Origin of the sequence: Labrenzia sp. C1B70 (genome assembly GCF_000475395.1) — a bacterium.
Taxonomy (GTDB): Bacteria; Pseudomonadota; Alphaproteobacteria; order Rhizobiales; family Stappiaceae; genus Roseibium; species Roseibium algicola.
This window is the reverse complement of the sequence record NZ_AXCE01000010.1, coordinates 41146-68077: the sequence shown is the minus strand read 5'-3', so window position 1 is coordinate 68077 and position 26932 is coordinate 41146. Positions and strand designations below refer to the sequence as shown.

22 protein-coding genes are annotated in these 26932 nt (G+C 59.8%); 4 read left to right on the top strand and 18 right to left on the bottom strand.

Going from position 1 to position 26932, the window contains the following annotated elements:
• Window positions 1–10 precede the first annotated feature (10 nt).
• The 7 genes from Q666_RS46205 to Q666_RS46175 all read right to left on the bottom strand — a co-directional run bounded on the left by Q666_RS46205 (window position 11) and on the right by Q666_RS46175 (window position 9777).
• The gene (locus Q666_RS46205) at window positions 11–1984 is read right to left on the bottom strand and encodes a DNA/RNA non-specific endonuclease (protein ID WP_152533330.1); all 1974 of its coding nucleotides are present in this window, start codon (window positions 1982–1984) and stop codon (window positions 11–13) included.
• Window positions 1985–2140: 156 nt separating this feature from the next.
• Window positions 2141–5239, bottom strand: a complete 3099-nt coding sequence (locus Q666_RS46200; protein WP_023003665.1) for an ATP-binding protein — start codon at window positions 5237–5239, stop codon at window positions 2141–2143.
• The gene (locus tag Q666_RS46195) at window positions 5236–6969 is read right to left on the bottom strand and encodes a serine protease (protein WP_023003667.1); all 1734 of its coding nucleotides are present in this window, start codon (window positions 6967–6969) and stop codon (window positions 5236–5238) included. The genes Q666_RS46200 and Q666_RS46195 overlap by 4 nt, the downstream gene beginning before the upstream one ends.
• A gap of 298 nt (window positions 6970–7267) precedes the next feature.
• Window positions 7268–7606, bottom strand: a complete 339-nt coding sequence (locus tag Q666_RS46190) for a hypothetical protein (RefSeq protein ID WP_023003669.1) — start codon at window positions 7604–7606, stop codon at window positions 7268–7270.
• Window positions 7603–8694: an alkene reductase gene (locus tag Q666_RS46185; RefSeq protein WP_023003672.1), complete on the bottom strand. Its 1092-nt coding sequence runs from the start codon at window positions 8692–8694 to the stop codon at window positions 7603–7605. Before Q666_RS46185 ends, Q666_RS46190 begins: the two co-directional genes overlap by 4 nt.
• 20 nt (window positions 8695–8714) lie before the next feature.
• Window positions 8715–9386 carry an SDR family oxidoreductase gene (locus Q666_RS46180; protein ID WP_023003674.1) on the bottom strand — a complete coding sequence of 224 codons (672 nt, stop codon included), beginning with the start codon at window positions 9384–9386 and terminating at the stop codon, window positions 8715–8717.
• A 1-nt stretch (window position 9387) separates the two neighbouring features.
• The gene (locus tag Q666_RS46175; protein ID WP_023003676.1) at window positions 9388–9777 is read right to left on the bottom strand and encodes a hypothetical protein; all 390 of its coding nucleotides are present in this window, start codon (window positions 9775–9777) and stop codon (window positions 9388–9390) included.
• Between the two features lie 117 nt (window positions 9778–9894).
• Between Q666_RS46175 and Q666_RS46170 the strand changes: the two genes are divergently transcribed.
• On the top strand, window positions 9895–10773 hold the full coding sequence (locus Q666_RS46170; RefSeq protein ID WP_023003678.1) for a LysR family transcriptional regulator: 879 nt from the start codon (window positions 9895–9897) through the stop codon (window positions 10771–10773).
• A 25-nt stretch (window positions 10774–10798) separates the two neighbouring features.
• On the opposite strand, the gene Q666_RS46165 is transcribed toward Q666_RS46170, so the two are convergent.
• The 6 genes from Q666_RS46165 to Q666_RS64840 form a co-directional block, all read right to left on the bottom strand.
• Entirely contained in the window at window positions 10799–11779 is a 981-nt protein-coding gene (locus tag Q666_RS46165) for a hypothetical protein (RefSeq protein WP_152533329.1), read from the bottom strand.
• Between the two features lie 256 nt (window positions 11780–12035).
• On the bottom strand, window positions 12036–12275 hold the full coding sequence (locus Q666_RS46160; protein WP_145915713.1) for a hypothetical protein: 240 nt from the start codon (window positions 12273–12275) through the stop codon (window positions 12036–12038).
• Between the two features lie 149 nt (window positions 12276–12424).
• Entirely contained in the window at window positions 12425–12967 is a 543-nt protein-coding gene (locus Q666_RS46155; protein WP_031270568.1) for a MarR family transcriptional regulator, read from the bottom strand.
• 226 nt (window positions 12968–13193) lie between these two features.
• Entirely contained in the window at window positions 13194–13982 is a 789-nt protein-coding gene (locus Q666_RS46150; RefSeq protein ID WP_023003686.1) for an ABC transporter ATP-binding protein, read from the bottom strand.
• Window positions 13983–14031: 49 nt separating this feature from the next.
• Window positions 14032–15192 carry an MFS transporter gene (locus tag Q666_RS46145; protein WP_023003688.1) on the bottom strand — a complete coding sequence of 387 codons (1161 nt, stop codon included), beginning with the start codon at window positions 15190–15192 and terminating at the stop codon, window positions 14032–14034.
• A 178-nt stretch (window positions 15193–15370) separates the two neighbouring features.
• On the bottom strand, window positions 15371–16366 hold the full coding sequence (locus Q666_RS64840; protein WP_023003690.1) for a putative metalloprotease CJM1_0395 family protein: 996 nt from the start codon (window positions 16364–16366) through the stop codon (window positions 15371–15373).
• A gap of 172 nt (window positions 16367–16538) precedes the next feature.
• Here Q666_RS64840 and Q666_RS46135 point away from each other — a divergent pair, with 172 nt between their 5' ends.
• Window positions 16539–17342 carry a creatininase family protein gene (locus tag Q666_RS46135; protein ID WP_031270570.1) on the top strand — a complete coding sequence of 268 codons (804 nt, stop codon included), beginning with the start codon at window positions 16539–16541 and terminating at the stop codon, window positions 17340–17342.
• A 228-nt stretch (window positions 17343–17570) separates the two neighbouring features.
• Window positions 17571–18509, top strand: a complete 939-nt coding sequence (locus tag Q666_RS46130) for a LysR substrate-binding domain-containing protein (protein ID WP_031270575.1) — start codon at window positions 17571–17573, stop codon at window positions 18507–18509.
• A 276-nt stretch (window positions 18510–18785) separates the two neighbouring features.
• On the opposite strand, the gene Q666_RS0133175 is transcribed toward Q666_RS46130, so the two are convergent.
• A complete protein-coding gene (locus tag Q666_RS0133175; protein ID WP_077291702.1) occupies window positions 18786–19088 on the bottom strand; it encodes a LuxR C-terminal-related transcriptional regulator in 303 nt (100 codons plus the stop codon).
• Between the two features lie 131 nt (window positions 19089–19219).
• Between Q666_RS0133175 and Q666_RS46125 the strand changes: the two genes are divergently transcribed.
• Entirely contained in the window at window positions 19220–20659 is a 1440-nt protein-coding gene (locus Q666_RS46125; RefSeq protein WP_023003698.1) for a helix-turn-helix transcriptional regulator, read from the top strand.
• Between the two features lie 272 nt (window positions 20660–20931).
• Here Q666_RS46125 and Q666_RS46120 read toward each other — a convergent pair whose 3' ends face one another.
• The 4 genes from Q666_RS46120 to Q666_RS46105 form a co-directional block, all read right to left on the bottom strand.
• Window positions 20932–22551, bottom strand: coding sequence for a GMC family oxidoreductase N-terminal domain-containing protein (locus tag Q666_RS46120; RefSeq protein ID WP_023003700.1), 1620 nt, complete (start codon window positions 22549–22551; stop codon window positions 20932–20934).
• Window positions 22552–22809: 258 nt separating this feature from the next.
• The gene (locus Q666_RS46115; protein WP_023003702.1) at window positions 22810–24321 is read right to left on the bottom strand and encodes an FGGY-family carbohydrate kinase; all 1512 of its coding nucleotides are present in this window, start codon (window positions 24319–24321) and stop codon (window positions 22810–22812) included.
• Window positions 24314–25156, bottom strand: coding sequence for a class I fructose-bisphosphate aldolase (locus Q666_RS46110; RefSeq protein WP_031270580.1), 843 nt, complete (start codon window positions 25154–25156; stop codon window positions 24314–24316). The genes Q666_RS46115 and Q666_RS46110 overlap by 8 nt, the downstream gene beginning before the upstream one ends.
• Window positions 25147–26874 carry a glycerol-3-phosphate dehydrogenase/oxidase gene (locus Q666_RS46105; RefSeq protein WP_035908094.1) on the bottom strand — a complete coding sequence of 576 codons (1728 nt, stop codon included), beginning with the start codon at window positions 26872–26874 and terminating at the stop codon, window positions 25147–25149. The genes Q666_RS46110 and Q666_RS46105 overlap by 10 nt, the downstream gene beginning before the upstream one ends.
• Window positions 26875–26932: the final 58 nt, after the last annotated feature.

The following is a 26932-nucleotide window of genomic DNA, read 5'->3' as shown; positions in this document are numbered from 1 at the left end:
TCACATTTTCTCACAGGACCAGAGAGTCCGCTCCCGTGATCTCGACAAACTGCGGTCGGCTGTCGGGCAGCTCAAGCTCGTCTGCAAGCGCTGCCAGCGGATCTGCATCCCTCAACGGTCCGAAATCGAAGCCCGACAGGTCTTCCAGAAAGGCAACGGACACCTGGAACGTCTTGTACTCACCAAAGGCGAACCCTTCGACAGCTTCCGACTCGCGGCGGTCCTGCAGGTATTTCTGAATGGCCTGTCCCTGGCTTAACAGATAGGCGGTCGCGTGAAGGCGAAGACTGCCGTCGTCCTGCAAGGCATCCATCACCACCACTTTCCAGTACTGCAGGGGCAGATTGATGCCGACCCCGTCGAGGAACGGATCCTCGTCATCGTCGAAAAGGGGGCCGGTAAAGACCGTTGCACGGAAGGCATGGGTCTTTGTGCTGTCGAGGATATGGTTTTCCAGACCTTGCCAGGTGGACCGGTTCTGGTTGAGGGAGGAATGCTGCGGCGAGGCGTTCGTGTAGTGGAACGTATCGTCGTTTGCCAGTTGCGCCACCGGGCGGTCATCGCCCCAGTTAGGGTCCTCGCGCCGGACCATGTGTCCCCGGTCCAGATCTCCCGGGAAGTCGCCCTTGCCGAGCTGCGCTTCCACCGGAATGCGCCGATCGAAAAACCACTTGTCCGGTTTCTTGCGTTTGATCTTGATTGCCTTTTCGCCGTCGATGTTGACGCCAGTGACCACGGGGCTTCTGCGATCGACATCATAGAGAAGCCCGAAGTGGGTATAGCGCAGCTCATGCGGACGGCCAGCGAGCGCATCCGTCGGGCTGGCCAGATTGAACATGCCGTCCGGCAACTTAGGAAAGTCGACCTTTTTCGACAGGAAGTTGGGATCGTAGCCGTTCCGGCCGATAAAATGGTTCGGGTCGTGGAAACCGTCGGCCACCTCCTGTTCAAGGCTAGCCTCGACCAGAACCTGCGTGGGCCGGTTGCCTGAAAGAAGGTCCCGCAGCGTGCTCGCCCTGACAGCGCTGTTGGCAATTCCATAGGCTCCGGCGAAGTGCAACCCCACCACCTTGTTGCGATCAAGGCTCAGGATCGGCGAGCCGGAGTTTCCACCGAGCGTGGTGCAATCGTGGCTGAGCACGGTTCCCGGCGCAACCGGCATCATCTTGCCCGGAGCAAACCGCTTCACATCGTAGAGGCCCTTGAAATACTTCTCCATTTCGGTGCGGTCGTTTCGGCTGTCGAAGGCCGGATAGCCGATCACCGCGACGATCTCGTCCGTTTCCGCGTCCGTATCCACCAGAGGCAAGGGCGCCACGGCGAAGCCGGCAGGTTTTTCGATCCGCCCGATCGCGACATCGGCGCTGGCATCATCTGCAAGATAGGTGAAGCGAAGGATCTCGGCCGGGCGCTCATCTGACGGCAACGCGCCAACCTCTTCGTTGAAATCCACGCGCGCACCGTAACGGACCATCGTGAAGGGCGAACGCATGAAGACGCCCTCTCCCCTGGCGTTTCGGCGTGCGACAATCTTGGCCACGTGCCGGTTGGTCACAACCAGAAGATGCCGGCCATCGGCTTCTTCTCCGACCACCCAGGCGGTTCCGCCCCAGGTCATCGAGTGGTTGATGAATTCAACCCGCCCGACCGAGCCGATCCAGTGTTCGTTCCGCTTGATCTTGATGTCTATGTCGGCACCGAACTCATCCGGCAGCGGGATCAGCGAGACCGCGCCGTTTTCAACGACCATCGGCGGCCGGGTAACCAGTCGCACGATGGCTTCCAGTTGCGTCAACGGCGTGCCGGCGGCTTCAAGCTGGCCGAGGGACATATCCAGCGCATCAAGCGTATCCGGTATGTCCAGTCCAAGTTGCTCAACAAAGGGGTGTCCTGCCTCGATGGCGCGTTTCGCAGCCTCAAGCCGTCCGCCCGATTTCAATGCTTCGAGCCGTCCCTGACTTTCCAATGATGCTCGCGTGTTCATGGAAATTCCTCCAATATCAATGTCTGTATTATTGTCCGGTATTCCCCATAGGTTCGGGCTTCGACGAGGCTTGCGGCCTCGCCGGAAACACGGAACCTGAACAGTGCCCGGTTCTCTCCTTTCTTTCGTGTTTGACGAACCTGCAAACGCACGCGACTAGAACAATGTCGACACGTCGACCGGTTCGTTTCTTTTCGCAGCATCAGCCCCGATCACGGCCAACGCCGCTGTCAAGGCTGGCCCCATGAGCCTGGGTGCAAGGGCAGCTGCAATGTCCTGGGCAGAGCCCGCGGTCATCGCCATTGCCAGAGGCCGCATCAGCCGCCGCTCGAAAACACTCCGGGCACGCCGGGCCCCTTCTTCCGTGTCGGGATAGTCGGCCGCATAGGCCAATCGCCGCAACAGCGACCGGGCGGTTGCCGGCGGATCCTTCCGCGAAAGCAGACTGTTGACCCGCGCCATCAGCAAGACATCGCTCTCGCCGTTGCCCCAGTAAGACGGCGGCGTACCCGGGTAGGACCAGATACCGCCACTGAAGCGACGCCAGCGTTCGGCCGCCCGCGCAACCGTCGGCGCATCCGGAACAGCATTGAACACTGCAAATGCCCCTACCCAGTCGCAGGTAAGGCCCAGTGCTCCCAGAATTTCCGGTCCTTCGATCTCGATGTCGCTGGAATAGCGTTCGAAACTGTCGAAGAGATCAGGCGTTCCCAGCATCTCCAGCGTTTCATGCAACCCCTCGTAAAAGCCCCGCAGATATTGCGCCATGCGCGGACTGTGCTGAATGCGTGCAAGAACGCTCAAGGGCGCGATCGCAGGGTTCATTCGGGCAATGGTGTGCTGATCGGTGTCGGGATGCTGCTGTCCGGTCATAATCGCAAAGCGCTCGGCGCGGTTGGCACCCTGCCGGATTGCATCTGCCGGGTACTCCGAAACTCTCTCACCGAACCTGAAAACGGACATGGCAACCGGATCCAGGATCTCCACATACTCCGGCCGCCCTTCCTGGCTGGCCATGAGAGCGAATTCCAGCGCCCCCTTCAGGGCAATCCTGGAACCCTCGGAACGCGCCTGCCAGGCTGTTGCCGCCAGTTTTTCATCACCACGCAACCGGGCGACAAGTCCGTCGAAATCCGCTTCCGCCTCGATTTCCAGCAGGACCAGCCCGTAGAGGCCCGGGTCTTCCCGGCTCAATCGTTCCAGCAAGGATTTCGGCAGCTTCCGCCAAAGGGACATGGCCCGCGCCCACTGGCCGGAGAGCCAGAAATAGGCAAGCGTGGCAGCAGCTTCGGGACGGGAAGGTGACGGATTTCGCGGAAAGGCGTTGTTGAGGGTGAAGATATGATCGGCCTCGAACACATCTCCCCGCCGAAGTGTCAGTTCGAGTTCGCGGATCAGCTCCGGCTCGACCTCCTCCGCTTTCGAAGTCGGAACCGGTTCGGATGTTCCCTGCTCGCTGCTGGTATAGCGCGCCCGGCGCGAGCGCTCGCCGCGCTCCTGCAGGATGGCATTCGTCGCCGGAAGTGGAAGCTCGTCCAGTTCATCTTCGCTGAGGCCCGCAACGTCGGCTGCGGTGAATTCGGGCATCGGGTCTCCGGCCCGCGTCGCCTGGAAGGCATGATAGAGCGCGGTCTCACGGTCAAACCCGGCAAACCAGTTTGCCGCCGCCCGGTCTATTCTTGCGGCCAGCTCCGGCTTTTCGACGTAGAGCATGGGCAGGATTTCCCGCCGCAGGTCGCTGCGGTGTTTCAGCCAGTCCTGACCGTCAACGGCCACCAGCCAATGGTGGCTGCTGAGTTCCTGCCAAAGTCGCCTGGACGCAGCTTCATCGATATCCTCACCGAGCCCGAGCGCCGGCGCCAGAACGAACTGGATTGCCTCGGCGCTGATCCGGCGCAGGACAAGACCAGGGTGTGCCAGCTTCGCCAGCAGCGGGTCGTCAATGCGCGAAAGGATAGCCCGGTAAAGATAGGCTTCCGTGATGCTGCCTGCTTCGCCGTATTCCAGTTCACCCGGATCGAAGTCCTCCGCCTGCGTTACCTTGGCTGAAAGCCGCAGCATCAGCGGGTTGCCACGCGAAAGTTCGAAGATCCTGTCATGCAAATCCGGGGGAGCCCCCAACTTGTCCAGAAGATTGCGGGATTCCGTCTCGCTCAGGCCTTCCAGCTCCAGAGGCGGTCCCTCGATGCGTTTGCGGACGGAATCGAGCGCATCTCCCCGTCCGGCCGCAATGATCGAGATCGGCGACAGCCCGGCCCGCACCAGATTGTCCAGAACCTCGAACAGCAGAATGGGCCGGGTTTCGCCATGACCACGCAACACTTCAAGCGTATCCAGCACCAGGACCACCTGCCCGCCATGCGACCGCACCGCAGCGCCCATGGCATCGACCAGCTCGGTCGGCAAAAGTGTACTGCTCACCGTCGTGCTGGTCGTTTCCGCATTGCCGGAATACTTGAGCCTCAGGTCGCGCAGTCTGGGGGCTTCGTCTGTCAGGATATCGCCCAGCTGGCGGGAGAGCTCATGCACCAGCTTGTCGGGATCTTCCAGGTTCAGCCCGCGCCGGTCGAAGTCCAGGCGCAGAACGATTGGCGCCTTTTGAACAGACCTGTGTTCCGCCATTGCCCGGTCAATCAGAAAGGATTTGCCGATGCCCGGCAGGCCGGTGATGAACAAGGCGCTGACAGGTGTTTTTTCCTGGGGCCGCGTGCACCAGTCGAGCAAGCGGGCCAGTTCCTTCTCCCGGCCAAAAAACTCCCGGCTCAGCATGGCATTGGCCCGCCTTGCGGCATCCACGCGGTTCATGACACCGCGCAGGCGCACCAGCAACGGATAGGCAGGCGCACTCGGTCCGGCCCTGTCGAGGTCATCGGATATCTCTTCGATCCGTTTGAGCTGATCCTGCTCGGGCAGATCCGGAGTCTCCGCAATCAGTCGTTCGATGGTCTCCTGCGAGAACGGTTCGTCACCACGCAGGGCTCTGGCAACAGGTGTGTCTTCCTCCGGTGTTTCGATGGTCTTGAGCACACCATGGCGAGGCCCGTTGCGAAGAGACCAGACCGGCTCGGAGGAAATTTCCAGGACGACCTTGTTGAGCTCTGTCAGCAGCCGGGCAATCGTCAATGGCGTCAGCTTGTCCTGCAAGACCTTGGAGGCCGCCTCCACCGCATCACGCGGCGTGAAGGTTTTGCGCGTTGCGGCAAACCGCATGGCCGCCTTCAGGCCTTCCGCGAGCTGGTCACCGTCCTTGCTCATGGCGATGATGCTCCTTCGGCCGGAAGCAACGGTGCGAGAGACCTTTGCAGATTTTCCGAGACGGTTTTCACTTCCGCACTGCGATAGACCGCTCCCTGGGCTTGCACGCCGTGAAGGGCCTGCATCAGAACGAAATCGACCACATGCGTCGGCAGGCCAAGCCCCAGCGATCGGTTGATCGCCTCAAGCGTATGACGCACATCCTCGCGGTCGAACTGGCCGATGTAATCCACCATCACCCCCGGCCCGGTCAGCGCACTGGCATTTTCCGCCTTTGGCCCCGGAACGCTGTATGTCTCTCCACCGGCCATGACAAATCGAAGGCGCGTATCGCTCAGGATCATTGCCAGAAGCAGTTCCAGTTGCTGTTGTGCCGCCTTGCGCAAGCCTCCGCGCGGATTGTCGAAATAAATCCAGCTCGGCTTGTCCGCAGTAGCGCCGGTCGTCTTGGCCAGGAGGTCCACCAGTTGTCTGGCGCGGTCCTTGTCGCTTGCCCCTTCACTGGTTTCGTCGTCCGCAGCCCCCGGCCGTGCCAGCAGCGGCGTTCCGCCGTGCAATCTCTCGTTCAGCGTTTCCAGCAGGTCTTCCATTCCCAGAGACAGTTCAACCCTGAACACCTGCGCCGTTTGACCGTTCTGCGCCAGAACCTGACACAAGAGATCGTAGGAAAATTCCAGTCCCGTCGTCTGGTCGATCTCCATCCGCTTGATCCAGATCCCGCGCAAGTGACGGGCGGCTCCCCGCACAACGTCATGGATGGCATGACAATAGCGTTGCCGCCCAATAATCAGATGACCATCGACACGCCCCGTCAGCGAATAGATGTAAGGCGGAGCCCGGTCCTCCGCAATTGCCTGGGTAAATTCCTCTATGCCGGCGAAGGTGGCGTAAGGAACGATCTCGGAAACGCCGTTCAGCTGTCCCTGATGGAAGCCGGCGAATGCAAGATCCGTGTCGAAAACCGACCCTCCTGACGACCCGGGTCTGGTGACACCGTCCTCCCATTCCAGTTGGATACGAGGCGGATCATCGATCGTCGCCCGACCGGTAACGAAGGTGACGCCCCTGCCTTTGTCGTCCTGTCTGTGGCTCAGGCAAAGCTTTCTCCGCCCGGTGATCCACGCCGGAGGTTTCGCCGGCAATTCGTAATACGTTGTCATCGGTTGCTCGATGGCGAGCAAGGCGACATCCGGGTTGGCACGCAGGATATCCCCGTCCTGCAGACCGACATCCCATTGATCGTCATGACAAGGCATCTCGAAACGCACACCAAGCACGCGCAGCGATTTGCTCCCTTCTTGCGTGCGAACCGTGAGGCCGGACCGGCGCTCCTTCCGCTTGTCCTTGACTGTCACATGCCAGGCGGTCAGCGCGAGCCGGTGAGACACGAGTGTCGCGATACCGCAAAACCCTATTTCATCGAAAACATACAGCTTGAAGCCCAGCATCTTGTGCGCGAAATCGCCGAGATCCTCGAGGTCGAAATTGGCGGCGTTGATCGGCTCGATTGGTTGGGTGAGGTGGAACATGAACTCCCAGCCGAGATTTTCCTCGTTCAGAAAATCAGCCAGCAGTTCTTCAAGAGGCTGCCCGGTGATGCCCGCCGTGCTGCGCAAGGCGTCCAGCGTCATCAGGGAATCCGTGAAGCCCTGAACCCGGCGCAACACCCTGTCGACAGCCGCTTCATTCTGCTCCAGATGCTGCTTCAGCTCTGCACTGGTTACCGGCATGACCAACACCGTATCGAGAACCGTTAAATCAATCGAGCCTGTCTCTTCGAGCCGACACGTCAGTCAACCGCCGACGGTCGGATGAGAATATGCGTCTTGTCGGTCAAAATACGGCCAACCGCACGTTCTCCCAGGCTTCGGAACCCAAGGACACAATTATAGCGTCATTCAAGCTGAAAATAAACGCACAAGTATACGCCGCCTGATGCGGCTGCAGACGCTGAAAAGGACGATCCTGCGCTCGCAGCAAAGCAACAGGTATCGTCCTCCTTACACTCGTCCTGACGCCGAAACCCGTTTACCGAACGAATTCGACGGTCACGAAAACAAGTTCCGCTTCGCCCGTGTTGGTGAGATCGTGCACGAAGGCCGTATCCGGCGACAGATCTGACATATGCCGGGTATCACCCGCCCTGTAGGTCACGTCCAGAATGCGGCCATCCGCCTGACGAGAAGTCGCCTTGCCATCGGTCAGGACGCTCCAGAAATAAGGCCGCTCGTGCCGGTGGGCGGGCAGCGTCTCTCCCGGCGCCAGTCGAAGATGCCAGACTTTCACGCCGTTTTCTTCCGACACCAGATGCGTCCCGACCCTGTCGGTCGCCATTGCGATCTCTGCCTTGCTCATTGGGTTGGTCATGCTGCCACCGGATAGCTTGTGTAACCTGCGGCATCTCCACCGAAGAGCGTCGACCCATCGAAATCGGCAAGCGGCAATCCGTCCGCCAGGCGGCGCGGAAAGTCCGGGTTCGCGATGAAAGAACGACCGAAGGCAACGAGGTCCGCATATCCATCTGCAAGGATCCGGTCTGCCTTCACCTTGGTATAGCCGCCGGCAACAATGACGGTACCGGAGTAGACCTCTCGCAAGGCAGCCCGGAAGCTTTCGGGCGTTTCAGGCGCGTCGTCCCAATCGGCCTCGGCAAGATGAACATAGGCAAGACCGATTTTGTCCAGTTCCCCGGCGAGCTTCAGGATCGTCTCAGGTGCTGCCGGATCGTCCATGCCACGCTGGGTGATGAAGGGTGAAAAGCGAATGCCGGTCCGCTCCGCCCCGATGACTTTTGAAACGGCTTCGGCCACTTCCCGCGCAAACCGGATGCGGTTTTCCTGACTGCCGCCATAAGCGTCCGTCCGCCGATTGGAGGTCGATCTCAGGAATTCGTCGATCAGATACCCATTGGCGGCATGGATCTCGACACCGTCAAACCCGGCTGCCCTGGCGTTGGCTGCAGCTGTCCGGTAGTCCTCGATGATGGCAGAAATTTCCTCGGCCGTGAGTGCTCGCGGAACGGGACATTCGATCATGCCACCCTGCCCGGTCTCCGGATCAACCGCCCAGATGGACGCACCCGGGGCGATGGCCGAGGGAGCAACCGGCTGACCTCCACCCTGGAACTGGGCATGGCTCATGCGGCCGACATGCCAGAGCTGCAACACCATGCGTCCGCCTTTTTGGTGAACGGCGTCCGTCACCTTGCGCCAGCCATCGACCTGTTCCGCCGAATGGATGCCGGGAGTGAAGCTGTAACCCTGGCCCTGCGGTGAGATCTGCGTGGCCTCGCTGACAATCATCCCGGCGCTTGCCCGTTGGGCGTAGTAATCCGCCATCATGTCATTGGGCACATTGCTCGGTTGCGTACTGCGCGAGCGCGTCATGGGAGCCATCACGATACGTGACGGCAGGGCAAGGGGACCGAGGTCATATCGGTCGAACAGGCTGGTCATGGAAAGTCCTTTCACAAACGTCAATTGATCAGGGCGCCGCCGTCGACATCGATCACGGCACCGGTCATGGAAGGGTTGTCGATCAGAAGGAGATAGGCTGCCGCCACATCCGCCGGTCTTGCGAACCGCCCGGCGGGGAGGGTCTCTGCAGCCTTGTTCAGCATGGCTGTCCGGGCGGCTGGATCCATTGCGGCGTAAGCGGATGTATCGGTAAGGCCCGGGCTGACGACGTTAACCCGGACGGGAGCAAGCTCCTTCGCCAGCACCTTGGCACCTGCCTCCAGCGCCGCATTCATTGCGGTTTTCACAAAGGTACCGGGAACCGTTCGCCGCGCCAGAAAACCGCTGGTGAATGTTATGGTACCGCCCGGTCGAACATGCTTGGCCGCAGCCTGTGCCACCGCGACCGCACCCCAGAATTTCGTATCGAAAGCGGTTTTGGCTACCTCGAGATCAAGACCGGACACGGGTCCACCCGGTGCCTGGCTGCCGGCCGTGAAAACCACATGGTCAAGCGGTCCGATCGCGGTGAAATAGACAGCAACCTCTTTCGGGTCTTCAACGTCCAGTCCATTGGAGCGCCCTGCGCGCAAGACCTCTCCGGGCCGGTTTTCCAGCGCATCGGCCACAGCACTTCCTATGCCGGATGTGCCGCCAATGACGACGGTTCTTGTTTCCTGGGTAAATGCCATCTCACGCACTCCTTTGGTCGGTTTCCCGAAAGACGGTTTCAATCAGTTGACCGGTGGGCGTGCGGAAGAACAGACGACGCTCGCCCAGTTCCGGCAGCTCCATGGGAGAATAGGCAATGCCAAGCCGTTCCAGCTTTGCCCGGAAAGCCTCGTAACCTTCGAGGCGGAAACCGATATGGTCCCAGCCGTCCGCCTGCCGATCCTCTTCTGCGTGTGGAGGAATTCCGATCAGATGAATGAGCGGTTCATTTCCGAAGTAGAGCCAGTGCCCCGGAATTTGGCGGATGGGGCGTGGACGCGGACGCTCCTCCAGATCGTCGAAGACCCGAAGGAAGAAGGCACGTGTTGTCACCAGATCGTGGGTTCTAATGGTGATATGATCGAGCAGCATCCCGTTTCCTTTCCGGCAGCAATCATCGGACTGCCGTTGTTGCCCACGAACCTAATGCTTGCGACAAAGCCAGATAATTGAGACAATTCCGAAACTTAAATTCGGAATTCTCGAATAATGATGGACAATCTCGCACTGTTCGTGCGCATTGCGGAATCGGGAGGCATTGCCTCCGCGGGCAGGGAGATGGGCTATTCCCCCGCTACGACGTCCGAGCGGCTGGCAGCACTTGAGGCTCACTATGGCGTCAGGTTACTGACACGGAGCACGCGCGCCCTCAGTCTGACCGAGGAAGGACGTTTGCTGCTGGACGGCGCCCGCCGCCTGCTTGCCGAGGCGGAAGAGCTGGATGTCCGTATCCGGTTAGGCGCGGAAAGACTGGCCGGACCCATTCGCCTGTCGGCACCTCTTGACCTCGGCAGAACACGCCTTCGGGCTGTGCTGGATCGGTTTCTGGAAACTCATCCGGACGTGATGATCGATCTTCACCTGAGTGACGGTTTCGTGGACGTTGCCTCGCAGGGGTACGACGTTGCGATCCGGTATGGCGAGTTGAAGGATTCAACACTTATCGTCCGCAAGCTTGCGGCCAACGCCCGGATTGTCTGTGCCGCTCCGTCCTACGTGGAACGCCATGGCCGTCCGCACCATCCCCGGGACCTTGCCCGGCACGATTGCCTGCTGATGCGTTTTGGCTCCGAGCCCGACAATTCCTGGCAGTTCCTGATCGACGGCAAGATAGTGCGCTGCCCGGTCAGTGGACGGCGCACGGCAAATGACGGCGGGCTGGTGCGCGACTGGTGTCTCGCCGGGTTCGGGATTGCCCGCAAGTCCCAGTGGGATGTTGCTGAAGACCTGGCAGCGGGCAAACTCGTGCCATTGCTGCGGGAATTCGAGCTGCCCCCCGCCGGGCTACAGGCTGTTTATCCAAAAGGCCGGTCGGAGGTGCGGCGGATCAAGGCCTTGCTGGAGGAACTGGAAACCGCATTCAAATGAAGGCAGTCCAGCCGACAGCGATTGGTCAGTCGTATTCGGGCCAGACTGCGCCCCCTGCCCCGTCCGGCCGGTACTCCAGCCGTCCCTTTTGAATCTGCCATTCGATGAAATATTCGCCCGTACTCTCGACGACGGGTTCAGCGCCCCGGACCACCGGGTCGAACAGGGTCAGACGCTGGGAATGTGCGCCCTTGTGGCAAACCGCGACAAAAAGCGGACGTTCCGGGTCTTCGCGCATGGTGTAGATACCGTCCTGCTCGCAATTGTCCGCATCACCCGAACAAAACGAGCAGCCAGAGATATCGAGTGGAACGACCTCTCCGGACACACTGTCCGACACGACGATCCGGGCGTCTGGCGTGGGCTCGAATGTCCACGACAGGGAGCTGCCCACAATCTCGACCGCTTCCCCCGGCACCGGCTCGCCCTTCCGGCTTGCGTCTTCGACCAGTTCGTAGGAAGGGCACCACGGATTGGCAAAATCCTCCAGTAAAGCCAGCGCCTCGCTTTGCTGAAGTGCCAGCGTCATCTCGCAGGACGCCATGTTGATATAGGACGCGGTATTTCCCGGGAGCTTGCCAAGCAATCCGCATTCGCTCTGGCGCAGCGCCTCCCAGGTTTTTCCACCTTCAAACAGCTGTTTCGTATGCGCGGGATTGCAGAGCCGTTCAGCGAGTTTTTCGCGTCTGCGGTCCAGTTCCGCCCGCCGTTCCGCTGCCCGGTCCTCCAGGCACTCGCCAATCGCGGCGCCGCCGATCCGGTTCGCTGGATCCGCCTTGCAAGACTCAATCTCGGCTTCAAGACCCGCCGGCAATTTCGGTTCGGGATCAGGCGTCTGCGCGGTTGCCGCTGAACCTGTTCCGGCAAGGAGAACAATGAATGCCAGGAAAGGCCGTAGAGTTTTGCCGTGATCCAGCGTCGCAGAGAGCCGGGCAGCTTTGCCGCGCCTGACGGCTGTGGATTGCCCGAACCATTTCTTTCTCCCCCCAGTCACCTTGGCACTCATGGCATTCCCCCAGTTGCTGTTGACGACAGCGGTTGCTTGCGACGTCCTCGACAATCTTCATAAGCCGGATCAACCGTTTGTGAAACGCGAATGCTCTAGCGCCGGAGAGCAGAGCCCTGCATCCCCCAGATGGGCCATGGCCGGTAGACACAAAAAAGCGACGAACGGTCCAGCCGTTCGCCGCGTGTTCATCTCGTGCCGGTGCCGCTTTGTCCGAAGCGTCACCGGTCGGTTTCAGCCAGGATGGCAGCGATGTCTAGAGTATCATCAATCCGATGAAGACCATCACCACCGCCAGCACACTCCAGGCCATGAGCTCCTGAAATTGAGACTGACGGGATTTGACCTCGCTCCAGGTGCGGGCTTGCGCACCCTGTCTCAAACCGAATTGCGGGTGGTTGATGGAAGCATCCGACACGTGCCGGAACCGGTCTCGCAGCTCTGCTGCCCGGCGGGCACCGCGGTCCTCGTTTATCGTCCGATACCTCAGTTGCATGTGTGCATCCTCCGTATGTGCCAGTCTGGCTGCGACGGAGGTAAGAAGCACAACGCCCCTTTTCAAATGACGGATTTGTAATCTTTCCCGGCCGCCCTGCACATGGTGCCACCTGGCGGCTGGCGGGAATTTCGGGAGCCAGACGCGGATCAGGCCACTGAAAGTTCCTTCGCCTTAGCCTTGTCTTTTTCCTTGGCTTCGGCTTCCGCGACTTCATCGCCGTCTGTGTCGAAATCGGCCTCGTGTTCCGGGTCGTCGTCGACGGAAATCGACAGGTTCTTCTCGACCTGCCGCAGCAGCTTCCGCAGTTTCTTGCGGTCCTTGTCCTCCAGACCGGACATGGCTTCCCGTTCCAGACGCTTCCAGGCCTTGTCCACCGACAGCACCAGTTCACGGCCGACATCGGTCAGATAAACGCGGGCAAGACGGCCGTCCGTGTCGGAAACCTGGCGGCGAACATATCCCTGACTGGAAAGCCGGGTCACCATCTTGGTGACGGTGGGCGGCTGCACACCAAGCGCGAGAGCCAGCTGGCTCATTGTGCGCCCGTCCGTATCTGCCAGAACCTTCAGCACCAGTTCCTGGCCGGGGTGCAGCCCGATTCGCATGAGATGCGCCCCGGACCGGGCCCGCTGCGCCTTCGCCGCCTGAACCAGCCGAAACGTTATGCTTTTCTTGTAATTAAAAGCCATCGCAGCAACCCCGTCTTCCAATCAACTCGAATCACGTTCATCAATGATGCGGCGGAACCCTAGCGGGAGTATTTAACCGTCAAATGACACTCGCCCGGGAAAAGTCGATTTTACTGAGACTGCGCAGACTTGGCGCCTGTTATCCAGCTAACTTTTGATGTACCGACCGCTGACGTGCCTCTGTCGAACGGTGATACAGACCATTACCATGGACATCTACGCCTTTTCAAAGCGCGTCAGCCGGCTCCAGTGCGCCATGCAGCGCATCGGAAACCTCGCGGCAATATTGACTGTATTCGGCGGAAGTCCGGAAACTGTCGTCTCGCGGGTAAGGCGCGTCGATTTCCATCTCGCGTATCACCCGGCCTGGCCGGGCGGCCATCACCACGATGCGACTGGAGAGATAGACGGATTCGAATACCGAATGCGTCACGAAAAGCACGGTCCAGCCGAAGGTCTTCTGCAGGTGCAGCAGGTCGTTGTTAAGCTTGAACCGGGTGATTTCGTCAAGCGCGGCAAAGGGTTCGTCCATCAGAAGAACTTTTGGCCGGGTGACAAGCGCCCGGGCAATCGAGACCCGCATCTTCATGCCACCGGACAACTGACGGGGAAAGTCTTCTGCAAAGTCGGCCAGTCCGACGGTCGCAAGTGCTTCCATCACCCTGTCACGGGCAGCCTGGCGAGATACGCCCTTTAACCGCAGTGGCAACCAGACATTGGCAAAAACCGTTGCCCACGGCATCAGGGTCGGTTCCTGGAACACGAACCCGAGCTCATGTTCCTCCTGCCCGCTTCGCTCCGCCGGCCAGGAAACGGTGCCCGTGCTGGGATCGGACAATCCGGCGATGATCCTGAGCGCACTCGACTTGCCGCACCCGGATGGCCCAAGCAGGGACACGAATTCGCCCTCACGCACATCCAGGGAGAAATCGTCGAGCGCGGTTGTGCCGTTTTCGAAAACCTTGCCGATACCGTTCAGGGATACGACGACGGGGCCCTTCTTGTGTGACGTCATGTGATCGCTTCCAGCGTTCCCGTTATGTGAACCGTCTCCACAGTATCCGTCAGTCCTTGACCTTGAGCGCCCCTGCAAGCAGCGGAATGGCAACCGTCAGCACCGCAACGGTGAGGAACGACGCTCTCAGCGAGAGATAGTCGCCAACAAAGCCCAGCAGCGGCGGACCGAACAGAAAAGCTCCATAGCCAAGTGTCGCAACGGCCGCAAGGGCAGCCCCTTTCGACATGTGCGGATCACTGGCTGCCCGCGACATGGCCAGCGGAAACAGCACCGCATACCCAAGGCCCATGACGAAACAGCCGGCCCACACAGACCACAGGCCTGCGCCGGAGACCAGCAGGATGCACCCGAGCAGCGCGACGATGCCACTGATCCGCGCGGTCGGCACCGGCCCGAAGCGGGCGATCACCTTGTCACCGGACAGGCGCATGATCACCATGGCGATAGAGAAAATCGTGAAAGCGGCGGGCGCGATCGACTCGGCAATGCCAAGATCCTCGATCTGATAGAGCGCGGCCCAGTCCGTAACTGCGCCTTCGCCCAGCGCTGCCACCAGCGCCATCAGCCCGACCAGCACCAGAGCCCCCTTGGGCAGCGCGAAAAGCGGTGCCTTGCTGCCATCTTCGTTTTCCGTCTTGGTCTGCGGCCAGGATTGGCGCCAATACCAGACAAGGAATGGCGCCGCGACGATGCCCCACAGGACAAAATGCGACAGCACGCTGAGATCCGCCATGATCGCAAGCCCGCCGGCCAGGGCAGCAACACCCGCACCCAGGCTGTACAGCCCGTGATAGGAGGACATGATCGGACGCTCCAGCGCCTTTTCCACTTCAGCACCCCAGCCGTTCATGGAAATATCCAGCGCACCAATGCTCAGCCCTGCCAGGAACAATGCCGCTGTCAGCAGGGCCACGTTGGGCGAAAGACCGATCAGAACGAAACTGATGATGTTGGCGACCGCCAGCAACTTTGTCATGGGGGCCGCGCCCAGGCGGTCGATCAGCATTCCGGTAATGGGAAAGGCGACAAACGCACCGCAAGCCATGACAAGCAGAAGAATGCCGAAGCCGCTTTCATCGAGCCCGGTTGCAGACTTGATATTGGGAATTCGTGATGCCCACGTACCGATACTGGTTCCGCACATGAAGAAGATCGCCGAAACGACACGACGCGCGGCAATGGCTTGGCGCTGAATTGAAACTGACATGGAGCTAACATTTTCTGGGAGGGCGAGCGCCCGAAAGGGAGCCGTCTTTCTGTCACGCGAGTGCCGGCCTGACAAGCATCATTCCGGGTGAAATGAGCAGCGCCTTAAACCAGCTTCCGCGATAGGAAAAAATGCCTGCAGCCAGCCCTCGATTCTACGCAGGACCAGGATTGCCGGCTCAAGTGGCCAGTCCGGACAGACGGGACTGGATTTCATTGGTCCGCTCCACTGCGGACTGATAGGCGGAAATGGCTGCAGCGGTTTCTGCCCGGGCCCTGTCCCCGCTCGTTCCGCCAATAGTCTCGGCACTATCTGAGCCGCCAGAATTGTTCCGGCCAGTCGTGCTGTCCGCACCGACAGTCTCAGGATCGGGACCGGAGGCGGAATTGACATTCCCGTCGTCATCATCCCCGGACAGTTCTTCCGACTTCTTCTGCCGGACTTCTGCCTGCGCTTCGGAAATCTGGGCCCTTGCCTGCTGCGCCACCTTCAGATCCTGAGAAGACGGATCGGCAGGTGCGGTCGCAGCGCGAATGACGACCTGCATCTTGCGGATCGTGGCTTCCGGTGTGCGTTCCTTGGAGGTATCGATCTGGACCTCGCCCCCTATGGCATACCGCTTGCCGTCCGGTCCCTGCTGAAAGGTGTAGCTGGGCGCCCCGGCATAAGCACCGCCAACACGGGCATGTGCCTGCTCATGGGCACGGACTTCCTGGTCCCGCTGTTTCAATTTGTCGACCTGCTTTTCCTCGGCCTGGTCAAGGCCGTCGCCATCAGGATCTTCGTCCTTTGCAGCATCATCCTGCGCCTGGCCAGCTCCACCACTGGCGGCTTCGGCCTCCGCATCAGCACTGTCGCCAGCAGGCGCCGAATTTGCGGGCGTTCCGGTCTCGGTCTCTTCGCTTTCGGGAGTTCCAGATGCAGTTGCCTGGCGGGATCTACCCGGCGCATCGGCAGAACCGTTGGCTTCCTGCAGGGCGATCACGGCTTGTGCGGTCAAGATCGGCGTATTGCCGGCACGGGCAGAGATTGCCTGGGCACTTGCCTGGCTTGCACGCGCAGAAGCCTGGTCCCGGCCCTGGGTATTTTCCCCAGAACCAGGATCGCGTTCAGCCGCGACACCGCTTCCTCTCAGGATCGTTGCCGGCGTATTTGACAGGATTGCGCCGATCATGGCGCGGATTATCCCAAAAAGGCGTCAGCAAATTCTAAACACCGGTTAAGAATCCGGCATCATAAGTTCGTGAAGACCCACTCGCTCAATGGCCGTTCTTCTGCCGCCTCTTGCCTGCCCGGACACGCTATGCAAAGGAGAAAGTGACGTATCTTCAAAGCGGAACGGATCCATGCTGCCCAAGCCGTATTGGCAAGACATGACAACCCTCGACTTTCAGTCGCAAGGAGTTGAAGACTGGATCGCGGTTCTTCCCGTTGCGGCCATCGAACAGCACGGCCCGCATTTGCCATTGTCGACGGACACGACGATTGCAGAAGGTCAGGTCAAGCGGGTACTCGAGCTTCTGCCCTCTGGTCTGCCTGTCACTTTTCTACCCGTACAGGCCGTCGGCAAATCGGACGAACACATCTCTTCACCCGGTACATTGACCCTGGCCTGGGACACGGTCACACGCGCCTGGCTAGAGCTGGGTGAAAGCGTCGCTCGTGCCGGAATTCGCAAACTTGTGCTGATCAACTCCCATGGCGGCAACGTTCCTGTTCTGGATATCGTGGCGCGGGAGCTACGCGTAAAACACGACATGTTCGTCACCGCCACCAACTGGCTGCGGTTCGGTCAGCCCGACGGACTGTATGCCGACGCGGAATTCACCTACGGCATACATGGCGGCGACATCGAAACATCACTGATGTTACATCTGCGTCCTGACCTTGTCCGCATGGAGCTTGCCACCGATTTTCCGTCGGAACAGCAAACCTACCTGCAGGAATTCAAGCATCTGCGTGGCCACGGCAAAGCCCAATACGGCTGGAAGGCGCAGGATCTAAACGTAACGGGCGCGCTCGGCAACGCCTCGCTGGCCACGGCTGAAAAGGGTCGGCAATCGCTCGATCACGCAGCACGCGGCTTTATCGAGCTGCTTGAGGACGTCAACAACTTCGATCTTGCAAGGCTCTGGTCACCGGCACCTTGAGACCAGCCGGAAATCGTCCCGAGCTTGCCGGGACGGCTTGAGCTTACGCAAAGGGAAGCATTCGATTTCGTAATATAGCAATATTACGGAATCGAAGCAGGTATTATTCGCGTTTATTCAGCTAAACCCACAAGAATACACAACAATTCTCTGCATGTGTTGACCTGCACCTGTTTAGGCGACACATTAATAAAGGTGGAGATTTGAGAGGGCGGTTCTCGCAGAACCATGAATCTTTCTATTCGACAACTGGCGACCTTTCGAGAGGTCATGCGAAGTGGCTCGATTTCTGAAGCCGCGCGTACGCTTGGCCGGACGCAACCTGCAGTCAGCTCCACAATCGCGGGTCTTGAAACCGAACTGGAATTGAAACTGTTCGTTCGCGAGCAAGGCCGTCTGGTTCCGACACCGGAAGCGGAATTCTTCCTGGAAGAAGCGGAAGCCATTCTCAAGCGGCTGGAAATTTCCAAGCGCACCCTGCGCGGTCTCGCCAACCGGGAACACGGCCAACTGCGGGTCGCAGGCATACCGGAAGCGACGGCCGATTTCCTGCCCAACAGCCTGTCGAAGTTCATTGCCGACAAGCCAAGCGTCAAGGTTGCCCTGGCCAGCAGAACGTCAGCCGAAATCGAGGAACTGATCGCCGCGCAGCAATTCGATATCGGATTTGCAGAAACACCGAGAGCCCGAAATTCCTTCGACCAGATCGACTTCGACCTGGAATGCATGTGCGCGATCCCCGCGACCGACCCGCTGGCCTCGAAGGAAGTCATTACCCCGACTGAACTGGATGGATATCCGCTGGCGCTGCTTCATTCAGAACATCGCAGCCACCGGCAGACACTCGCCCGTTTTCGCGATGCCGGAGTTCGTTTCAACCAGCGCTTCGAACTTCAGACGGCCTGGCTTGGGCTCCGCTTCGTCGAAGCAGGCCTCTGCGCCCTGATGTGCGACATGATCACGGCCTACAACGCGCAGGAAAAAGGTCGGCTCGGCATGGGCCCACCCATGATCGTCTTTCGTCCGTTCCGGCCGCGCATTCAGAACAGCCTGTCGATCCTCACACCGACCCACCGGCCGATTTCCATTGTCGCCAAGGACTTTTGCGACTTCCTCGCCGCGGAGGTGGAAAGCATCCGCACATCCATGATCAAGCGGACAGCCTGATAGTTTGCCGGAAACGTCCGGCTCGTAAGTTCAGTGGTGTCGGGGAGCAGGTTTTCGACGAAATGCGAGCGACTGACGGCGGTCTCGCCGTCAAACAGGCTGCGGTTCGCGGTTATTTTCTCGCGTTATGCCGCGGTCGATGGGGCTTGCACAATCTGTCAGACGCACGCCTGATCAAACAAAGTCGAGCTGGCTGCACCGGTATTTCAGTTTGACCCACCTCCGGACACCCACAAGTTTCTGGCTGGATGTCCGGAAGGCTGGTCTGTCACCAGATCAGGCGGCTGCGTTCTGGAAAATCGCGCTGTTGGCAGCGACGATGGCAACCGCATTGGTGCGATTTTTCGCCCCGAGACGAGTGATCGCATTGCGGATATGCGCTTTGACGGTCGCAATCGACACGTCCAGCTCATAGGCAATCTGCTTGTTCACCTTGCCTTCGCACAGCTTCACCATGATTTCCAGCTGGCGCGGCGTCACCAGGTCGGTGAGGTTGATCGGCCAACGGATGCCTGCGGCGAACGGGCCGGCGCTACCATTGACTGCGGAACTTGTCGGCAAGGCGAAATGAGCGGTCATCACTATGTTCCTTGGGTTTGTATTCCTCCGTGGTGGCAGGACTTTTCATGATTATCCGGCTATTGTAAAATGTTAAAATGCATACTGCATAATGTTAAAGTTTTGCAATTTGATCCTGAAGGGTGCCAAGCGTGAGCAAAAAACTCTATTCCGGCCACACGTTGAGGCAAATCCGCTCGGATTTCGGCCTTTCCCAGGTGGAGTTTGCAAAGAAAATCGGCCTGTCCACCGCCTATGTAAACCAGATCGAAAACAACAACCGCCCGGTCACCGCCTCGGTGTTGCTAACGATTAACAGGATCTTTGGCGTCGATCTGTCGGCTTTCGAGCAGAACGACCTCGACCGGGTGGTGCAGGATCTTCAGGAAATTTTCGCCGACACCCAGTTTCTGACGGCTTCCGTCGGCCGGCAGGAAGTGCATGAACTGGTCACTCGGGCACCAGGCGTCACCAAGGCGATCATGGATCTTTACGGCGCGCTGCGGACCTATCACGACCGGGAAGCGAACGAGGACGATCTGGTCCAGCTCGGCGGCAGTCCGGAAAGCGGTCCCGGACCTCGGAAATCCGCTTATGAAGAGGTCCGCGACTATTTCCACTACATGGACAATTACGTCGACAGCATTGACCGGGCCGCGGAGAAGCTCTCGCTGGAGATCGGACTTTCGAAAGCCCCTTCGAAGTTCACCGCCCTGACCACCTGGCTTCAGGAACGCTTCGGTATATCAGTCACGGAATTTCCAGACTATCGAGGCACGTTGATCCGTCAGGACGATTTCGCCCGCACCATCGCGCTCTACAGTGCCATTCCGCAATCGACCAAGAGCTTCCTGCTTGGGTCAGTCGTCGCCGAACTGTGTGTCCGGGACCTCATTTCGGAAGAGGTCACCAAGGCAAGATTCAAGACCAAGTCGGCGGAAAGCATCGCGCGGTTGGCCTTGCGGAACTATTTCGCGGGCGCCTTGATCCTGGCCTATGACGACTTCCTGAAAACCGCTGCGGAAACCCGGCACGACATCCAGCTTCTGTCCAACCGGCTGGACGCCAGTATCGAGACCGTCTGCCACCGTCTGTCGACCCTGCAGCGCCCCGGCGCCAAAGGTCTGCCGTTCTACTTCGTCAAGATCGACCGGGCCGGCAACGTCGTCAAACGCCACAGCGCAACCCGGTTCCAGTTCGCCCGCTTCGGCGGCTCCTGCCCGCGCTGGAACGTCCATCAGGCCTTTGAACAGAATTCCAACAAGTTCACCTCGCAGGTCGCCCAGATGCCTGACGGAGTACGCTATCTTTGCGTGGCGACCAGCATCACCAAACACCAGCCGGACTACCGCAGCGGCGAGCGCCGCTACGCGCTTGGTATCGGCTGCGAGGTGCAATATGCCGATGCGGTCGTCTATGCCGACGGACTTGCGGTCGACGAGATCTCCTCGCCCGAGCCCATTGGCGTCAACTGCCGCATCTGCCCTAGGGACAATTGCGACCAGCGCGCCTTCCCGGCCGTCGACAAGGAGCCTTTCATCGATTCAGGCCAGCGCGGTATCGTTCCGTATCGGGTGAAGGCGGCGGATTAGGTGTGAAATTTCAGAGGCTTGCCGGACACGCTGCAAGCAGCTCAATTCAGGTTTGCTCAGCTTAAGTTAGCTCGACTCAGTTCAGCCCAACCAACTTCCCCCCTCATCCTGAGGAGGACCGTCAGGTCCGTCTCGAAGGATGGGCCGCTTGCCCAGAATATGCCGCCCATCCTTCGAGACAGCGCCAAGGCGCTTCCTCAGGATGAGGCAGTGGGTGGGCAGATTTCAGCAGAATGGACCAACCACACCCAATTTCTCCGACCAGTGCCCCCTCAGCCCCGTTGCTCCATCCGGATCATGTCCGCCGCCTTTTCCGCGATCATCACCACGGGCGAAGCCGTGTTGCCGGAAACGATCTTCGGCATGATCGAGGCATCGACAACTCGAAGGCCATCGAGACCGCTAACTTTCAGCTGAGGATCGACAACCGACTGTTCGTCCGGACCCATCCGGCAGGTTCCGACCGGGTGGAAGATCGTGGTGGCGATATCGCCGACCTTTTTTAAAAGGTCCTCGTCGCTGTCGACCTGAGGCCCCGGCAGGATTTCCTCCGGCTGGTAGGCCTGCAAGGCCTTGGCCGTCATGATCTCCCGTGCCTGACGTACGGACTTGAGGGCAATGAGCTTGTCTTTTTCCGCCGACAGGTAATTCAGCTTGATGTCGGGTTGCTGCCCACTATCCCCGCTCTGAATATGTGACGCACCAACGCTTTCCGGACGAAGGTTGCAAACCGAAACCGTGATTGCCGGGAACGGATGCAGCGGGTCGCCGAGCTTGTCGGTCGAGAGAGGCTGGACGTGATATTCGAGATCCGGCGTTTCAAGCGACGGATCTGACTTGGTGAACATGCCGAACTGGCTGGGTGCCATTGACATGGGCCCGGATCGCATCAACCCGTATTGAAGCGCAATCGAGGCTTTTCCGAAAAGACTGTTGGCCATTGTGTTCAGGGTCTTGGCGTTCTTGACCTTGTAGACCGTTCGGATCTGAAGGTGATCCTGCAGGTTCTCGCCAACGCCAGCACGTTCATGCTTCACCTCGATGCCGTGCTGCGACAGCACCGCGCCATTGCCGATGCCGGAAAGCTCCAGGATCTTGGGTGAATTGATCGCCCCCGCAGCCAGCAGAACTTCGCGCTCCGCCCGCGCGGTCCTTTCCTGCCCCTTCACGGTGAAGGTAACACCGGCTGCACGCTTGCCTTCCAGCAGGATCGACCTGGTTTCGGCATGGGTGATCAAGCGCAGGTTCGGCCGTTTCAGTGCCGGGCGAAGGAAACCTTTCGCCGTGTTCCAGCGAACGCCGCCATTCTGGTTCACCTCGAAGAAACCGCTGCCTTCGTTGCTGCCGTCATTGAAATCCGCACGCGGTTCGACACCGAACTCCCGTGCGCCTTTCTGAACGGCTTCGAGGATTTCCCATTTCAGGCGCTGCTTGGAGACTTTCCACTCACCGCCACCGCCATGCAAACCTGACTTTCCGGCATGATGGTCTTCCGACTTCAGGAAATAGGGCAGTACATCATCCCAGGACCAGCCGACGTTGCCAAGCTGACGCCAATGGTCGTAATCCGCCGCCTGGCCGCGCATGTAGATCATGCCGTTGACGGACGTGCAGCCGCCCAGAACCTTGCCACGCGGATAGACCAGGCTGCGTCCGTTGAGGCCCGGCTCGCTGGCTGTCTTCATCATCCAGTCGGTGCGCGGATTGCCGATGCAAAAGAGATATCCGACCGGGATATGCACCCAGTGATAATTGTCCGAACCGCCGGCTTCCAGAAGCAGCACCTTGACCGAAGGATCCTCGGTCAGCCGGTTTGCCAGAACACAGCCGGCCGTTCCGGCCCCGACGATCACATAATCGTAGGTTCCATCGAGTGAAGTCGGACCGCTCATGTCGTTTCCCGTTTCCTGCCCATTTCCTGTCCGCAGTCTTTCCTGCTGCGGTCCAAACTTCGATGATCTGCATCATGCCGGACCAGGCAATCTTCCGCCGGCACTGATGAGACCCTTTAACACCCTCATCCTGATCAGGTTTTCTGTTTCTTCGCAAACTCGAAAAAAGACATATGTGGGCGCTCGCCGATGCGAATTCGCCCGGCTGTTTCCCTCACACTAGAAGATCCTGACGTTTCGGCAATTCCTCCAAGAGGACTATTCGTCCCTGACATGCATATCGGCCCAGAAGGACCGAAGAGCATCTGTCAGCTTGCAATAGGTCCGGTAGCGCCGGTCGTAGTGCGATTTCATCGTAGTTACCGGCAGGTATTCCTTCTGCGCCCTCGTCATGGCAGCAACAGCCGTCTCGTAATCGGGAAAGAGACCGACACCAACACCGCCTCCAATGGCCGCGCCCAGCGCACCCGTCTCACGAGCTTCCGCAACGGTGATCGGAACGCCCAGGCAATCGGCGAACATCTGCGGCCAGACCGGGCTGCGTGACCCGCCTCCGGAGAGCACTGCCCGGTCGAACGTGACACCGGTTCTCCCGAGCACGTCGATATGGCGGCGATGTTCAAAGAGAACCCCTTCGAACAAGGCCCGCAGCAAATGCCCTTCCGAATGCCAGCCGGCGAGACCATAGAACCCGGCGCGGAAGTCCGCCCCAAGCCGCGAGCCGTAAAGGAACGGGTGAAAGAACGGGTCGTCCGCCGCGGGCGCGACCTCCGCGATCCTCGCGTTGCAATATCCGAACGGATCGTCGTGATGTTTCCCGCGCTCCACTAGCTCTCGCACATACCATTCCAGGTTGGCAGCCGATGTTGCGCTCGATTCGATATTGACGAACCGGCCGGGGGCAAAACCCGAGGCCATGAACATCGCCTTGTCGACGATCGGGGCCTCCGAAAAGACCTGATTGATGCTCCAGGTGCCTGCAATGATCGAGGCTTCGCCGGGATGGACAACGCCCGACCCGAGCGCGCTGGCGATCACGTCAAAATAGCCACCGACAACCGGCGTCCCTTCCTTCAGTCCGGTCGCAGCCGCGGCTTCTGCCGTGACATGCCCGGCAACATCCGCCGGTTCGACCAGATGTGGCAGCATCGGCTCTGCCTCGCTGAGACCATAAAGTTCCAGCAGCTCCCTGTCGTAGAGATTGTCCGGCAACCGCAAAAAGCCGCACCCCGACATGTCGGAGATCTCGCTGACGCGTTCTCCGGTCAGCTTGAAGGTGATGAAGTCCTTGCACAGGAGCAAGGTTCCGGTCCGGGCATAAAGATCCGGCCGGTTGTCCTTGATCCAGGCAAGCAGCGTCGGGGTCTGGGACGGCCAGGGTTCCTGCAGACACAGGGCGTGCAGCCTGTCACCATGCGCCTCACGCAGCTTGCCTGCATGATCCGCGGCGCGCGTATCCAGCGACTGGATGCCGAGCAGTGGCTCATGGTCCTTGTCCAGCAGGTAAAGACCATTGCCGTGCCCGGCGCAACCAACCGCCGCGATCTGCGAAGGCTCGACACCGGCTTTGTCAAGGCACTCTCGGATCACCGTTTGCGCATTGCGCCACAACTCGCCGAGGTCGCGTTCAACATGTCCGGGAGCAGGTGAAAACGATTGACCGTCCAGCGCGCTCATCGCCACCTGGCGGCCCGCCAGATCGAACAGGACAGCCTTGATCACCGTGTTGCCGGCATCAAGCCCCAGCAGATAAGTCCTGTCGTCAGCCACGGTTATAGATGTCCCATGCTTCGTCACCGTCGGCACCGTTGTGGATCATTGCCATGAGTGCCGCAACCACCGCTTTCGGGTTGTCGTGCTGATAGATGTTGCGGCCATAGACCATGCCCTTGGCACCCTGGCGCATCAGTGCAGCGGATTTCCTGAGCACGGTCTTCAGGTCTTCCTTGCCGCCACCACGCACCAGAACCGGAACACGCGCCGCTTCGACCACCCGGTGGAAATCTTCCGCGTTATCGGTCGGGTCCGCCTTGATGATGTCAGCTCCCATCTCGCTTGCCAGCCGGACCAGTGTCACGATCTTGTCTGCGTCGCCATCAACCTGATAGCCACCCCGGATGTCGTTCGGCAGCATCACCAGCGGCTCGATCATCAGCGGCATGCCGTATTTGTGGCAGGCGGCGCGCACCCTGGAGATATTCTCCACGCATTGGCGAAACAGCTCCGGCTCATCCGGCAACATGAACAGGTTCACCACGACACAAGCCGCATCCATCTCCAGTGCGCCGATGATCGGCTCGTCGGCATTCTGCAGCAGCGACCACATCACCCGGTGGCGCTGGTCATTGTAGGGGTTGCCCATGTCGATGCGCATCACCAGCGCCGGCTTGTCCTTCTCCGGACGCGACTGCAACAGATCCGCCTGGCCATAGGCCATCTGGATCGCATCCGGTCCGGCCTTGACCAGGGTGTCAACAACCCCGGCCATGTCTTCCAGGCCAACCATGAAGCTCGGTTCGTTGCACACGCCATGATCAACGGCAACATCCAGGCAGCCGCCGTGGGTGAACATCCGGTTCATCCGGGCTTTGGGGCTCAAACGCATATTCTGCTCCTGCTTGTGTCTTGGTTCCGGCGATCTTCAAACGAAACGCCGTGATAGGTGGAAAGGTCTTCGATCAGCCGTTCGCGCTGAAGCCCGCGCTCTGCGTCGGACCAGCCGAGTTCTTCACCGGCGACAGCCGCCAGCTTGTCGAGCAGCTCTTCACTCATCAGTCCTTGGATGGCGAGTGTCGTCCGCCGCAACACGATGTCGGCAAGGGTCACCACGCTTTCGCGGGAGGCGAGGAACGCGATCTCCGCCGCTGTGATTTCTGTCTGCGGCGAAAGTGCCTCGTCGTCCGGCCTGCCCTGACAAAAGGCCAGCAGCTCCGTCGCTGTGGTGCCATAGGTCGCCACCAGGTGCGCGGCGCGCGCGGGACCAATGCCATGGTTCGAGATCAGGTCGCGCTCCAGGATCACGGCAGCATCAGGAAAATCCTTTCCGCCGCCGATCGGGCGCGACAGGGTGCCGACCTGCCTGGTCCGACCAAGTTCGCTGAGCACTTCGTCCGTCGCCTGTTCGGCAAAGGCACGAAACGTTGTCCACTTGCCGCCGATCATGCAGATCTGCGGAACGGGTCCTTCGATACGCTTGGTAAAATGGCCCCTGGAAATCCGGCCGGTAAAATCATGATCGCTCTTCGGCAATGGCCGAATGCCGCTGTAACTGAAAACGACATCATCCGCATTGAAGTCGATCTCCGGAAAGACCAGCCGGAGCGAGCCCAGAATGTAGGCTTCTTCTTCCGGCTCACAGCGCACACGTTCGGCCGTCTTGACGCGGATATCTGTTGACCCGGCCAGCACCTTGCCGAAGAACGGAAAGACAATGCAGACCCGGCCATCCGAATTCTCGAAATAGACCATATGGCCGCCAAGCGCCTTCTCCAGCGCCGGATTGTCGAGAATGAGATGCGATCCCTTTGTACCCGACACCAGGCGTTCGTGGCTGGAATTGCCGGCAAGCTCATCAATGGCATCATCCAGCCAGGCGCCAGTGGCATTGACGAGGATCTTCGCCGAGATCTCTTCCGTTCGGCCGCTCACCTGATCTCGCACAACAAAACCGCTCCCGGCCGGCTCAAGACAGGCATAGTTGAGGGCGACACAGTCCGGAGCCACCTCTTCCACTTCCCTGACCAGTTCCAGACCAAGCCGCTCCGGGTGGCTGATCCAGGCATCGTGATAAGTGGCCGAACACCGGATGGCACCGGTCAGTCCAGGCCAGGTATCCCGGGTCGCCTTCGCCCCGCGGAAACGGTGTTTCGGCAACAGCCGGCGTTTGCGTGTCACCCAGTCATAAAGCGTCAGTCCGAGCTTGATCGGAACCGCTCCCCGGCTGGAAGGCTGACCTGAAAAGCCGAAGAAACTTGCCGCGCTGTTCAAGAGCCCGGAAAAGAGCGAGCCGATGGGAATGACGGTCGGCAGCGGATGGACCAGATGAGGCGCATTGACCAGCAGCGCGTCGCGTTCGCGCAGGGATTCGCGCACCAGGTCAAACTCGCCGTTTTCCAGATAGCGCAATCCTCCATGGATCATGCGCGACAAGGCCGAACTGCACCCCGAACAAAAGTCGTTTCGTTCCACAAGCAGCACCCTGACACCCTGCAGCGCCAGATCCCGGTAGACCCCGATCCCGTTGATACCGCCGCCGATGACAACGGCGTCGAACGCGCCGTCACGCGCGATACGGTCCCATTTTCCTTGCCGTTGTTCGGACATGCCTTCCCCGTTCACCGGACGGATGCCCGGTGCCCTTTCCAATCTCAATTTCGAAGTC

What these genes read in the sequence shown, in the direction of transcription:
- Q666_RS46205 (WP_152533330.1), bottom strand. Translation starts at nt 1,984, where the DNA reads ATGAACACGCGAGCATCATTGGAAAGTCAGGGACGGCTCGAAGCATTG.
- Q666_RS46200 (WP_023003665.1), bottom strand. Translation starts at nt 5,239, where the DNA reads ATGAGCAAGGACGGTGACCAGCTCGCGGAAGGCCTGAAGGCGGCCATG.
- Q666_RS46195 (WP_023003667.1), bottom strand. Translation starts at nt 6,969, where the DNA reads ATGCCGGTAACCAGTGCAGAGCTGAAGCAGCATCTGGAGCAGAATGAA.
- Q666_RS46190 (WP_023003669.1), bottom strand. Translation starts at nt 7,606, where the DNA reads ATGACCAACCCAATGAGCAAGGCAGAGATCGCAATGGCGACCGACAGG.
- Q666_RS46185 (WP_023003672.1), bottom strand. Translation starts at nt 8,694, where the DNA reads ATGACCAGCCTGTTCGACCGATATGACCTCGGTCCCCTTGCCCTGCCG.
- Q666_RS46180 (WP_023003674.1), bottom strand. Translation starts at nt 9,386, where the DNA reads ATGGCATTTACCCAGGAAACAAGAACCGTCGTCATTGGCGGCACATCC.
- Q666_RS46175 (WP_023003676.1), bottom strand. Translation starts at nt 9,777, where the DNA reads ATGCTGCTCGATCATATCACCATTAGAACCCACGATCTGGTGACAACA.
- Q666_RS46170 (WP_023003678.1), top strand. Translation starts at nt 9,895, where the DNA reads ATGATGGACAATCTCGCACTGTTCGTGCGCATTGCGGAATCGGGAGGC.
- Q666_RS46165 (WP_152533329.1), bottom strand. Translation starts at nt 11,779, where the DNA reads ATGAGTGCCAAGGTGACTGGGGGGAGAAAGAAATGGTTCGGGCAATCC.
- Q666_RS46160 (WP_145915713.1), bottom strand. Translation starts at nt 12,275, where the DNA reads ATGCAACTGAGGTATCGGACGATAAACGAGGACCGCGGTGCCCGCCGG.
- Q666_RS46155 (WP_031270568.1), bottom strand. Translation starts at nt 12,967, where the DNA reads ATGGCTTTTAATTACAAGAAAAGCATAACGTTTCGGCTGGTTCAGGCG.
- Q666_RS46150 (WP_023003686.1), bottom strand. Translation starts at nt 13,982, where the DNA reads ATGACGTCACACAAGAAGGGCCCCGTCGTCGTATCCCTGAACGGTATC.
- Q666_RS46145 (WP_023003688.1), bottom strand. Translation starts at nt 15,192, where the DNA reads ATGTCAGTTTCAATTCAGCGCCAAGCCATTGCCGCGCGTCGTGTCGTT.
- Q666_RS64840 (WP_023003690.1), bottom strand. Translation starts at nt 16,366, where the DNA reads ATGATCGGCGCAATCCTGTCAAATACGCCGGCAACGATCCTGAGAGGA.
- Q666_RS46135 (WP_031270570.1), top strand. Translation starts at nt 16,539, where the DNA reads ATGCTGCCCAAGCCGTATTGGCAAGACATGACAACCCTCGACTTTCAG.
- Q666_RS46130 (WP_031270575.1), top strand. Translation starts at nt 17,571, where the DNA reads ATGAATCTTTCTATTCGACAACTGGCGACCTTTCGAGAGGTCATGCGA.
- Q666_RS0133175 (WP_077291702.1), bottom strand. Translation starts at nt 19,088, where the DNA reads ATGACCGCTCATTTCGCCTTGCCGACAAGTTCCGCAGTCAATGGTAGC.
- Q666_RS46120 (WP_023003700.1), bottom strand. Translation starts at nt 22,551, where the DNA reads ATGAGCGGTCCGACTTCACTCGATGGAACCTACGATTATGTGATCGTC.
- Q666_RS46110 (WP_031270580.1), bottom strand. Translation starts at nt 25,156, where the DNA reads ATGCGTTTGAGCCCCAAAGCCCGGATGAACCGGATGTTCACCCACGGC.
- Q666_RS46105 (WP_035908094.1), bottom strand. Translation starts at nt 26,874, where the DNA reads ATGTCCGAACAACGGCAAGGAAAATGGGACCGTATCGCGCGTGACGGC.